Annotated in this window: 7 protein-coding genes and 4 pseudogenes; 4 read left to right on the top strand and 7 right to left on the bottom strand. The window is 65.6% G+C overall.

The genetic code is table 11. The features are described from left to right. Positions 1-31 precede the first annotated feature (31 nt). Entirely contained in the window at positions 32-994 is a 963-nt protein-coding gene (locus tag AB4Y43_RS09030; RefSeq protein WP_368727579.1) for an acetyltransferase, read from the top strand. 24 nt (positions 995-1,018) lie between these two features. On the opposite strand, the gene AB4Y43_RS09025 is transcribed toward AB4Y43_RS09030, so the two are convergent. From AB4Y43_RS09025 to polX, 4 genes and pseudogenes are all read right to left on the bottom strand, one after another. Further along, entirely contained in the window at positions 1,019-1,879 is an 861-nt protein-coding gene (locus AB4Y43_RS09025; RefSeq protein ID WP_321924638.1) for an ABC transporter permease, read from the bottom strand. Next, positions 1,836-2,636, bottom strand: a pseudogene (locus tag AB4Y43_RS09020) (ATP-binding cassette domain-containing protein). The gene AB4Y43_RS09025 and the pseudogene AB4Y43_RS09020 overlap by 44 nt, the downstream one beginning before the upstream one ends. Positions 2,637-2,718: 82 nt before the next feature. Then, entirely contained in the window at positions 2,719-4,020 is a 1,302-nt protein-coding gene (phaZ, locus tag AB4Y43_RS09015; RefSeq protein ID WP_368727578.1) for a polyhydroxyalkanoate depolymerase, read from the bottom strand. A 144-nt stretch (positions 4,021-4,164) separates the two neighbouring features. Further along, a complete protein-coding gene (polX, locus tag AB4Y43_RS09010) occupies positions 4,165-5,922 on the bottom strand; it encodes a DNA polymerase/3'-5' exonuclease PolX (RefSeq protein ID WP_368727577.1) in 1,758 nt (585 codons plus the stop codon). A gap of 186 nt (positions 5,923-6,108) precedes the next feature. Here polX and AB4Y43_RS09005 point away from each other — a divergent pair. The 3 genes and pseudogenes from AB4Y43_RS09005 to AB4Y43_RS08995 form a co-directional block, all read left to right on the top strand. Next, positions 6,109-6,339 (top strand): annotated as a pseudogene (locus AB4Y43_RS09005) (alpha/beta hydrolase); the annotation flags it as partial. Between the two features lie 48 nt (positions 6,340-6,387). Continuing rightward, the gene (locus tag AB4Y43_RS09000) at positions 6,388-7,101 is read left to right on the top strand and encodes a phosphoribosyltransferase (RefSeq protein WP_368727576.1); all 714 of its coding nucleotides are present in this window, start codon (positions 6,388-6,390) and stop codon (positions 7,099-7,101) included. 98 nt (positions 7,102-7,199) lie between these two features. After that, positions 7,200-7,565 (top strand): annotated as a pseudogene (locus AB4Y43_RS08995) (erythromycin esterase family protein); the annotation flags it as partial. A gap of 673 nt (positions 7,566-8,238) precedes the next feature. Here AB4Y43_RS08995 and AB4Y43_RS08990 read toward each other — a convergent pair. The 3 genes and pseudogenes from AB4Y43_RS08990 to groL all read right to left on the bottom strand — a co-directional run bounded on the left by AB4Y43_RS08990 (position 8,239) and on the right by groL (position 11,488). Then, entirely contained in the window at positions 8,239-8,832 is a 594-nt protein-coding gene (locus tag AB4Y43_RS08990; RefSeq protein ID WP_368727575.1) for a dienelactone hydrolase family protein, read from the bottom strand. Between the two features lie 16 nt (positions 8,833-8,848). Beyond that, positions 8,849-9,789 (bottom strand): annotated as a pseudogene (locus tag AB4Y43_RS08985) (erythromycin esterase family protein); the annotation flags it as partial. A 103-nt stretch (positions 9,790-9,892) separates the two neighbouring features. Continuing rightward, positions 9,893-11,488: a chaperonin GroEL gene (groL, locus tag AB4Y43_RS08980; RefSeq protein ID WP_368727574.1), complete on the bottom strand. Its 1,596-nt coding sequence runs from the start codon at positions 11,486-11,488 to the stop codon at positions 9,893-9,895. Positions 11,489-11,502: the final 14 nt, after the last annotated feature.

The raw sequence follows: 11,502 nt of genomic DNA, 5'->3' as shown, positions 1-11,502 counted from the left end.
GCTTACGCGCGCGACGCTACGGGACGCCTCGATGCAATACTTCGACGTGTGCAACGGCGACGCGGACGGCCTGTTCGCGCTGCACCAACTGCGCCTCGCGACGCCGCGCGACGCAACGCTGATCACAGGAGCGAAGCGCGACAACGCGCTGCTTGCGCGTGTCGCCGCGAGCCGCGGCGACCACGTGACTGCGCTCGACCTCTCCTTCGACGTGAATCGCGCCGCCGTACTCGCATTGCTCGAGCATGGCGTGACGATCGACTATATCGACCATCACGTAGCCGGCGCGTTGCCGCGGCACCCGCTGCTGCATGCGGATATCGATACGGCGCCCGACGTTTGCACGAGCATTCTGGTCGACCGGCGGCTAGGCGGCTGCTATCGCGCGTGGGCGGTCGCTGCGGCGTTCGGCGACAACCTGCCAGGCGCGGCTCACCGGCTCGCCCAACTCGAAGGTATCGATTCCGACGACGAGGCGACGCTGCGCGAACTCGGCGAAAACGTGAACTACGCGGCCTATGGAGACTCGGCCGCCGATCTGCTGATCGATCCTGCGGCGATCTACGCGCTGCTCGAACCCTGTACGGACCCGCTCGACTTTGCCGGCGCTTGCCCGGTGCTCGCGATAATCGGGCGGGCGCGTCACGAGGACCTTGAACTCGCGTGTGCGCAGCACCCAGCGGCGGCTTCGGCAGGTACCGAGGTCTACACGCTGCCGGGCGAACGCTGGGCGCGGCGGGTGCGTGGCGCTTTCGCTAACCGCCTTGCGCTGACGGCGCCCGACCGCGCGCATGCGGTGCTGACACCTGCAGCCGATGGCTTCTGGACCGTGAGCGTGCGTGCGCCGCTTGCGTCACCATTTGGCGCGGACAGTGTTTGCCGCCGTTTCAGCGGAGCGGGGCGGGCCGGGGCCGCAGGCATCGGCCGCTTGCCGTGCGAGGCTTTCGATGCATTCGTTGCTGCGTTTCGTGAGGCATACGAAATTTCCGCATGAATCAGGCGGCGACGGCCTGCGCGTTCAGCGCGCGAGATCGGGATAGAGCCGCGCGCACACGGTGACGAGCACGACGAGCGTCGCCGCGAGCACACCGGCATCCAGCACGAGGCCCGGGCCGGCAACGCTCGCGAAGCCCGGCAACAGTAGCCGCCGCAACGCGTCGACCTGATAGGTCAACGGATTGGCCTCGGAGACGACCTGCAGCGCACGCGGCATCAGCGAAGTGGGATAGATCGCGTTGCTCGCGAAAAAGAGCGGCATCGTGAGGACCTGCCCGACGCCCATGAAGCGCTCGCGCGTCTTCACGATGCAGGCAATGATGAGCGAGAAGCTCGAAAAGACGGCAGCCCCCAGCACGACGAAGAACCCCACTCCTGCGATCGAAAGCGGGTCGATGCGCAGATGCACGCCGATCGCGAGCGCGAGCAGCATGACGACCGCGGCCTGCACGAGCGCGCGAACGCCGCCGCCGAGCGACTTGCCGAGCACGAGTGCCGAGCGCGGTGTGGGGCTGGCGAGCAGCTTGTGAACGATGCCGAGATCACGCTCCCAGATCACCGATATGCCGTTGAAGATCGCGATGAACAGTACGCTTTGCGCGAGGATGCCGGGTGTGAGGAAGTCGAGATAAGGCGCGCCGCCCGTGTCGATCACGCGGCCCCGGCTCATGACCTGCCCGAACACGAGAAGCCACAGGACGGGCTGCACGGCGCGCGTCGCGAGTTCGGTCGGATCGTGACGCAGCTTGCGCACTTCCATCGCGCCGATCGCCAGGGTTTTGGCCACGAACGAGACAAGCGGTGAGCGGCGCGAACCGGACGCGTTGACCGGCGCGGCGTTAGCCGAGGCGTTGACTGGTTCTGCGGGTCTGGGAGACTTCATCGTAGGCTCCGGCGAGTGCCGTCTCGTCGCTTGTGTAGTGCTCGAACACGTCCTCGAAACTCGCGTCCGGACCGAGTGCTGCGCGCAGCGCGGCAGGGGTGCCGATGGCCGCCACACGCCCGCGGCTCATGATGGCGACGCGCCGGCACAAGTGCTCGGCTTCCTCCAGGTAATGCGTGGTGAGGAGGATCGCGGCGCCAAAGCGCGATTGCAGCCGCTCGACCTGTTCCCAGACCGACTGCCGCGCAACAGGGTCGAGCCCGACCGTGGGTTCGTCGAGAAAGAGCACGCGCGGGCGGTGCAGTGTGGACTGCGCGATTTCAAGCCGGCGGATCATGCCGCCCGAGTAGGTCTTGACGAGCCGGTGCGTGGCTTCCTTCAATCCCATGAACGCGAGCGCGCGGCCAATGCGCTCGGCACGTTCGGCGCGCGGAATGTCGTAGAGTTGGGCGAACACAAGCAGGTTTTAATAGCCGGTGAGGTCGCCGTCCGCCGAAAGGGCTTGCGGAACGTATCCAATCATCTGCCGCACCCGGGCGGACTCGCGCACGACGTCAAAACCGCACACCGTGGCCGAACCAGAGGTTGGCGGCAGCAAGGTTGTGAGCATCTTGATGACGGTCGATTTGCCGGCGCCATTGCGGCCGAGCAGCCCGAACGTTTCGCCGGCGTCGACTGAAAGCGTCAGCGCATCGACCGCCGTCACCTCGCCGAAGCGTCGGCAAAGCGCATGCGTTTCGATGACGGGAGTGGACATGGCTGGTTGGCGCGCCGGGCGGTGATGGGTACGGTGCTCGCATGGTGGCAGCCGTCAGCCAGTGTCGGTTGATCTGGCTCAACTACGAGCCGCTTGGCAGGACGCATGCGCATGGTTTCACCCCGGGACAACGCGCGTCTTGCGGCACGGTGCGCTGCCGCAGCCAGGCCGAATCCGCTCGAGCAAACACCGCCTGTAGCGCCGGGTGCACGTCGTCACGCCAACGATCGCCTGTAAATAGCCCGTAGTGGTCGCAGCCCTCGACATCGAGGCGCCGCCGGGCGGCCATCGCGATGCCGCTGCACATGTTCAGTGCCGCGTGCGTCTGTCCGGCGCCGGTCACGGCATCGCGCGTACCCTCAACGGTCAGCACTTCGACGTCTCGCAGTGCAGCGGGCTCGACGAGCGTGCCGTTCACACGCCATGCACGGTTTGCCAACATGGCGCGCTGGAACACGATATCCACGGTATCGAGAAAATATTCTGCCGGCATGTCGAGCAACGCGGTGTACTCGATCAACGCGCGGCGTGCATCGGCGAGCGCGCCGGGCTCGCCGCGCGAGGTGGCTTGCGCATAGTGGTCGATCAGCGACATGTACCGATGCGGGTAGACAATCGCGATCTCGGCCTGCTGGAGGTAAGTCGGGAACACATGCCGGCCGTGACCGGCGAACCCGGCTGGCACGACATCGATCAGGTGGCGCCGGCACCAGTCCAGCGAATGCGATGCCGCCGCGAGGCCGAGCGTGCTCGGATTGACGCGCGCGTCGAGTGGGCCGCCGATCAGCGTAATACTCGCGGGCGGTGCGCAGCCGCGCTGCGCGCGCAGCGCCAGCGCACCTAGCAGGGGAAATGTGGACTGGCAGACGGCGACGACGTGCAATGGCCGCTTGTCCCGCGCGAGGCTGTCGATGAAACCGTCGAGCATCGCCACGTATTCGCAGAGTCCGAAGCGACCCGCGGCGAGCGCCACATCGCGTGCATTGACCCAGTTGGTGATGAAGACGTCGCCGTCGCCGAGCAGCGTCTCGACGGTCTCCCGCATCATGACGGCCGCGTGTCCGGCCAGTGGCGCGCACAGCAGCACGGCTCGCGCCGCCCCGGCGCGCGTAAAGCGGCGTAGCTCGCAGAACGGCGTGCGCGCGACGATACGCTCGTCAACTTCGCAAGGGCCGCCATCGAGCGGGACGGAGCGGATTGCAAATGGCGGCGGACCAGCCGCAAGGCCGAGAAGGGGCTCAAACAGATCCGCATAGCAGGACGAGGCGACACGGGCCAGCGCGAAGGTGGTGGGCCATGTATCGTATGTGCGGCGCGCGTACTGTGTCGCCGCGCGCCACGCGCGTAGCCATTCACGCTGTTGTTCGACAATGGAATACCACATCGTTGACCTCGATGGTTCGCGCGAACGTTCGGGCCTCGCGCGACACCCATGCATACGCGTCGACTCCCATCGTGGATGCGAACGGCGGCATGGGTTTGACGCATATCAATTGGACCGAGGTGCGCCGAACGCCGCGGTACCGCTCTATTGGCTTTCCGACGTTTCGCGAGCGGGCGCACGCATCGTGCGTGCAAGCAGCGTGCGCAACTTCGCGAGCGTGCGAGTGTTCAGTACGTCCGCTTTTTCGAGCCACCCGCGGCGAGCCTGATTAACGCCGTAATGCAAATTGTCGAATTCGGCCGTCCTGTGCGCGTCGGAATTGATCGAAACGAGTACGCCATGATCTTTTGCCATGCGGCAGGCCGTATCGATCAGATCGAGACGCTCGGGTTGGGCATTGAGCTCGAGAAAGCAGCCGCGCTCTTTTGCCTTGCGCATTACGCGCAGCATATCGATATCGCAAGGTTCCCGATTGCCAATCAGTCGGCCGGTCGGATGCGCGAGCACGGTGAAGCAGGGGTGTTCCATCGCGCGCAGGAGGCGTTCGGTCTGGCGCTCTCGTGGCAGGTCGAAATGGCTGTGAATCGCACCGACCACGAGATCGAGACGCGCAAGAATGCAATCGTCGAGATCGAGCCGGCCGTCTTCGAGTATGTCGACCTCGATGCCTTTGAGCAGCGTGATGCCCGTCAACTTCGCGTTTAGCCGCTCGATCTCTTCGATCTGCGCGGCGAGCCTGGCCGCGTCCAGTCCATGCGCCATTGCGACGTGCTTCGAATGGTCCGTGATGGCGAGGTACGACAGGCCACGCTCTCGGGCGGCGAGCGCCATTTCGCGAAGCGTTGCATGACCGTCGCTCGCGCTGGAGTGGGCGTGCAAATCTCCGCGCAGGTCGTTGCGTGCGATAAGCGCAGGCAGCGCGGCGTCACGTGCGGCTTCTATCTCGCCCCGGTCTTCGCGCAATTCCGGTGGAATCCATGGAAGGCCGACACTCGCATACACGGATTCTTCGGTCTCGCCCGCAATGCGCGTCTGTCCGCAAAAAACGCCGTACTCGTTGATCTTGAGACCGCGCTCCTGGCCAAGGCGGCGCAATGCCACGTTGTGCGCTTTCGAGCCGGTCAAGTAGATGAGCGCAGCGCCGAAGCTATCGGGTTCGACCACGCGGAGGTCGACCTGCAGGCCGCCGCGAAGCACGACACTTGCGCGGGTCGGGCCGTGCGACAGCACCTCGGTGACATCTTCGTAACCGACGAACAGGCGCGTCACCGCGGCCGGGTCGCGCGCGGTGGCGAGGATGTCGATGTCGCCGGCAGTGTCGCGCAGGCGCCGCAGGCTGCCCGCCGCTTCGGTGCGCTCCACGTCGGGCGATGCGGCGAGCCAGGCCAGCAGCGGTTCCGCGCGCTGGCTGGCCTGCGCAAACAGAAAGCGCCGCGACTTGTCGAGACGCGTCTGGATGTTCGCGAGAATATGCGCCTCAGTCAGCGTGCCGAAGCCGGGCAATTCGTGGATCCGGCCCTCGGTGGCTGCCTGTGTCAGATCTTCCAGCGACTGCACGTGCAATTGCTCGTATAGCTTGCGCACACGCTTTGGCCCGAGACCGGGCACGTGCAGCAGCGCCGTGACCGCCGAAGGCACCTGGCCGTGCAAACTCTCAAGCAGCGAGCATGAGCCGGTACTGACGATCTCCCGGATCTTGAGCGCAAGGTCGTTGCCGATCGCCGGGATCGCCTTCAGGTCGGCGCCTTGGGCCACCATCGTCCGCAGGTTTTGCGCATACTCGCCAACCGACCGCGCCGCGTTGCGGTACGCGCGTACCCGAAATGGATTGCCACCCTGAATTTCGAGCAGATCGGCGATTTCGCCAAAAACCTCGGCGACGTCGGCGTTGTGAATGGGCATGGGTTCAACTCGCTGCGCGCGAAGCATGGTGTGGCTGAGTGCGTGAGCGCACAGCCCCTGTTTGGTCAAAGCATGGACGGCAGCGTGGCTTGAGCGTTGATCCAGGTCAGCGTCTTTGTTTTCGAGAAGGAGAGCAGGCAATTGATCGAGGTCAATGGGCGGCGCGCGACGAACACGATGATCCATGCAGGGACAGCGCTCGCCGCGGTCCGCGCTCCGACGCTGCTGATCGTCGGCGAACTCGACACGGAAGTCATTCGCCTGAACCGCAAGGCTGCCGGGCAACTCGTTTGCGAGCATCACATCGAGATCGTGCCCGGCGCGACCCATCTCTTCGAGGAGAACGGCGCGCTCGACGAAGTCACGCGCCTCGCCGCCGACTGGTTCGAGCGCTGGCTGGTCACCGTGACATCCTGACCCCGGCAGCTTCGTCACAGGCGACACATCGCATACAGGACATCGACCATGAGTAACGTTTTTCGCAATCGCGTTGACGCCGGCCAACAGCTCGCGGCGGCCCTGGATCGTTACGCCGGGCGCACCGACGTCGTCGTGCTGGCGCTGCCTCGCGGCGGCGTGCCCGTTGGGTACGAGGTCGCGAAGGCGTTGCATTGCCCCCTGGACGTGCTGCTTGTGCGCAAGCTCGGCGCGCCGCACAACCCTGAGCTTGCGATGGGAGCCATCGCAACCGGCGACGCGATCTACCTCAACGAGTCGGTGCTGCGCGCGCTCCGCGTGAGCGAGGAGGATGTCATGGATGCCATTGGGCGAGAGCGCGTCGAGCTTCGGCGTCGCGAGCTGGCCTACCGGGGTCAGCAGCCACCTCTCGGCATAGAGGGCAAAACCGTCATCGTCGTGGACGACGGCATGGCGACGGGTTCGACGATGCACGCTGCCATCAATGCGCTGCGCACGCGGCGCCCGAAGCAGATCGTCGTCGCCCTGCCAGTGTGCCCGGAAGGCGTCGAAGCCCGCTTCGACCCAGTAGCGGACGATTTTGTCTACGTGATGCAGCCTGACTGGTTCATGGGCATCGGGCAGTTCTACGCCGACTTCACGCAGACGAGCGACGAAGAAGTACGAACCTGTCTCAACGCCGCGCAGGGCTGGCAACCGCACGCCACACGTGACGTTGGCGACACCTTGCGCTCGGCTCCGGCCGAGGGCGGGCCGGCTTGACAGGTAAACCTGCCAACGCGTTGCGCCAGACTGAGCCCGTGCGCACGGAAACTTCCTGGCAGCACTAATTTTGGATCTCGCATGGAGGAGAATTCGTCATGCAGCCATCGATGACCCCATTCCTTGCCGTTCGCGCGCTTGGTCAGCGTCTGGACGGCGATACTACGGATTACGACGAACTTCTGGAAATGGTGCACGGCCGCGATCTGGTCCTGCTTGGCGAAGCGACCCATGGCACCGCCGAGTTCTACCGTATGCGCGCGGAAATCACGCTGCGCCTCATCGCCGAATGCGGCTTCGACACCGTCGCCATTGAAGGCGACTGGCCCGGCGCGTGGCGCATCAACCGTTTCGTGCAGGGCGAGGGGACCGACAATGCGACATCCGCTCTCGATGACTTCGAGCGCTTTCCCGAATGGATGTGGCGCAATCGGGAAGTGCGCGATTTCATCGCGGCGCTGCGAGAAATCACCCTCGAACGGCGCGCCCTGCTGCTTCATCTTGGGCGTACGCTGCAATTGCTGGCCCGCATTCTCGAAGTGCGCCCGGATACCACGAGCGCCACCACCATCGGGGAGCTTATCGAGCTGAATCCGATACTCGAGGATGGCGTCCTGCTCGGACATGTTTCGGCTTTCCTGAACGTCGAAGACTTCATCGCACGCACACTGCGGGCTTTCTGCGCATGGCCGCAGGCATTGCTCGACGAGAAGCTCGACCACGACGCATTGGCCGTATCGGTACGCGACGCCTTGTTCGGTATGAACCTGCCCGGCTGGCATAGCTGTACCACCGGCCTGCGCGCTGAGGTCGCCTGCTTTGGCCTGGAACCGGCCGGGCGGCGAGGCGTGCGGCGTCGCGAAGCCGCGCGGACAACAACGCCCACGCGACGCCGCACCGATGTATCCGGCCCGCAAGCCGACGCTACAGCGCCTCGGGACATCGAGCGTGACAAAGACAAGACGGAACGGACTTCGGAGAGTGTCGAGGGACTCTCGCCATCCAACGGTGCCGAGCGCACAAACGAGCAGTCCCTTCCCGAATTCGAGTAAGGACCGGGATCAGTTCAACAAGGCTGGCAGCGGACAACGGACAGGTGTGATGCGAACCAGTCAGCTGCTAGCCGTGCCTCAAATTTCAGTTGGCCTGGTTCTCGGACAAATGCGTATCGCCAGGCAGAATCACAAGCCGTCGCTCGCAGCTGAGCTCCGCGCTCGCACGCTGGCTTAGTTCGATCAGGTCCTCGTCATGCTCTCCGGCGATGAACAGGGTTGGCGCGCTCACGCGCAGGAGTGCTTCACCGGCTAGATCGGGTCTGCCTCCAAGCGACACGACCGCGCGCACGTATGGCGACCGGGACGCAGCAACCAGCGCGGCCGCGTCGCAAGTGCCCGCGCCGATGAGGCCAACGGGCAGCGCCCGCGTCTCTCGACGCGCCGCGAGCCAACCGAGGACCTGCAACAGACGCCGCGTGAGCAGCGGAACATCGAACCGGTATGCCGCCGTGCCCAGGTCATGCCAGCGCTCCGCTTCGCCAAGGAGATCGATCGTCAGGATGTCTAACCCTACCGCCTGAAGTCGATCCGTGACGTGCGCGTCGCGAAGGTGCAGGCGGCCGGTCCCACTGCCATACGCACACACGACAAGTCCTGTCGCACCGCCCGACGACGTCAGCTCACCGTCGAGCAGTTGCCCATCAACAGGAATCCGGATTTTCTGGGATGGTCGCACTCCTGTCCCGCCCCGCCTATACCAGAGGCTCCTCGGCACTCCCCTCGCGCCTGTGCCAGCCGGCCGCCGGTTCTATCGGCTCGATCGCGGTGGTTTCGTCGAGGTGAAAAAGCGCGTCGAACTGCAAGGCCGGCTTGGCTTCGAAATAATGACTCTGCCGTTCCGTCTGGGGAAGATACAACACCCCGATCGCACGCTCGAGCAGGGGTTCATCTAGTGTGCGAGCGGTCTCGTCCCGCATCGGCAAGAAGAATCGGTCGTAGCCCGTGGTGTGGAACAAGTGCTCCCAGCTTCCGTGAAGCGCGGGTCGCACCCATTTTGCTCGACCTCGCCATCCCATTGCGATGCTGCGGACACGTGTCCGGTGTACGTCGTGAATCCGACCAGCAACGCCCTGTGTTGCGCGCTCTCGCGCACGATCTGGCCGAGGTTCCACTCGCCGCGCCGCCGCGACTCCGTTGCGTGGGCGTCGCCAAGATGCGAGTTGTGCGCCCAGACGACCACCTTGCCGCTGCTGCCGCGGCGCACGCGGTAGCGAGCGAGGGCAAACAGCGTGTTGGCCATGTGCGCATCGCGCAGATCCCACGTGTTCAGCCGGCTCGTGAACATGCCACGGTAGTACGCTTCGGCGTTGACCACAACCTGCGCGTTCTGCTCGGCGAAGAACTGCGCGTCGAGCGCCTCGGTGCCGTCGCGCGAAAGGTAGTCGAACTCGTCGGCGCGCAGCTGCAAAAGCTGTCGCACCGCACCGGCCTGGGCCCCGGGCCGCGCACCAAGCGCTACCGCATAGCCATACACCTGTGGTTCGCGCACATGGTCCAGCGCCGCGTAGCGCTCGCGCGCCATGGCGGCTTCGGCCGGGTCCACGCCCTCGAGATAGCGGATCACCGCGTCGGCGGACCGGTGGAGGCTGTAGAGGTCGAGACCATAAACGCCTACCCGCTGGCGCCGCGGCCGGGCCGTATTGGCGTCTTTCATGTCGGTATCTCGTGATCCGCCCGGTCAGGGCGGGTTGTGTCCATGAGTTGCGTTGCGCAGACCGGATCTCGGATACCCCGGCTCACTCAGTTTGTTCGTAGCTCGAAGCGGGTTGACGGGCGATCATGCAGTCCGTGGTGAGCAGCAGGGAAGCAATGGACACGGCGTTCTGCAGCGCCGTGCGGGTGACCTTCAGCGGGTCCACGATGCCAGCCGTCATCATGTCGCCATACGTGCCGCGCGCGGCGTCATAACCCCATGCGTCCTGCGCGGCACTCACGGCATGCACGACCACCTGGGCGTCGGCGCCCGCGTTCTCGGCAATTTGACCGAGCGGCGCGGCCAGCGCGTCGTAGACAATCTTCGCACCGGCCCGCTCGGTTTGGTCGGCGCCCACGCCTTCTAGAGCCGACCTCGCGCGTAGCAGCGCGACCCCGCCGCCCGGCACGATGCCTTCCTCGACCGCCGCGCGTGTGGCATGGAGTGCATCTTCGAAGCGGTTCTTGCGCTCGTGCAGCGCCGTTTCCGTGGCGGCGCCGACGGGAATGACAGCCACGCCGCCCGCGAGGCGTGTGAGGCGGCGCGTGAGCGCGTCGCGTTCGTTGCCGGGGCCGACCTGTTCGATGCGCGCGCGCAGCGCGCCAACGCGCTCCTCGATGCGGTGCCGGTCGCCGCGCGCTTCGACGATCGTCGTGGTGTCGCGGGCGATCTCGACGCGCCGCGCGCTTCCCAGGTCGTCCAGCGTTGCATGCTCCAACGTGCGGCCGGTTTGTGGCGAGATGACGGTGGCGCCAGTCAGCGTGGCGAGATCGGTCAGCGTTTCGCTGCGCCGTTCGCCGAATTCGGGGGAGCGAACCGCGCACGACTTGAGCGCACCGCGCAGATGGTTGACGACGAGCGTCGCCAGCGCTTCGCCCTCGATCTCGTTCGCTACGACGAGCAGCGGCTTGCCCGTGGCGCTGAGCGCTTCGAGCAAAGGCAGCATCTGCGCGATCGAGCTGATGGCCGCGTCGCACAGCAGGATGCGCGGCTCTTCGAGCACGACTTCGCGTGCGTCGTCGCCGACAAAAAGGGGCGAAGCGTAACCGTGCTCGATCAATGAACCTTCCACGGTCTCCAGCTCGTCTTCGAGCTTCGAGCCGTCCTCGATGCTGATCGCGCCATCCCGGCCTACGCGCTCGACGGCCTGCGCGACGATGCCGCCGATACTCGCGTCGCCGCTTGCCGAAATCGTGGCGATGTGGCGCACCTCGTCTGTGCCGGCGCAGGGGCGCGCCAGCTCGCGCAAGCGCGCGACGACACGCTGGCCGGCGGACTCGATCGCGCGGCGCAGCGCCATCGGGTCGAAGCCCGCCGCGACATACTTGTTGCCCTCCACCATGATGGCCTGCGCGAGCGTGGTCGCGGTGGTCGTGCCGTCGCCCGCGAGTTCGCTCGTGCGCGTGGCGACTTCACGCGGAAGACGTACACCCATCTCCTCGAAAGAATCGGGCACGGCCACCGAGCCGGCCACGACGACGCCCGAGTTCGCGATGAGCGGCGTGTCGCCGCTGCGTTCGACGATCACGTTGCGCCCGCCTGGGCCGAGCGTCACCTTCACAGCCTCGGCAAGCGCGTTGACACCGTCGAGAAGGCGCTGTCGCGCCGCATGGTGGAATACGAGAGTTTTACCGGTCACGATGGATCTCGCTG

Source organism: Paraburkholderia sp. BR10872 (genome assembly GCF_040965835.1).
Lineage (GTDB): Bacteria > Pseudomonadota > Gammaproteobacteria > Burkholderiales > Burkholderiaceae > Paraburkholderia > Paraburkholderia nodosa_A.
This window is presented reverse-complemented; position numbering and strand designations above follow the sequence as displayed.

Coding starts and splice junctions, on each gene's coding strand:
- AB4Y43_RS09030 (WP_368727579.1), top strand. CDS start 32: ATGCAATACTTCGACGTGTGCAACGGCGACGCGGACGGCCTGTTCGCG.
- AB4Y43_RS09025 (WP_321924638.1), bottom strand. CDS start 1,879: ATGAAGTCTCCCAGACCCGCAGAACCAGTCAACGCCTCGGCTAACGCC.
- phaZ (WP_368727578.1), bottom strand. CDS start 4,020: ATGTGGTATTCCATTGTCGAACAACAGCGTGAATGGCTACGCGCGTGG.
- polX (WP_368727577.1), bottom strand. CDS start 5,922: ATGCCCATTCACAACGCCGACGTCGCCGAGGTTTTTGGCGAAATCGCC.
- AB4Y43_RS09000 (WP_368727576.1), top strand. CDS start 6,388: ATGAGTAACGTTTTTCGCAATCGCGTTGACGCCGGCCAACAGCTCGCG.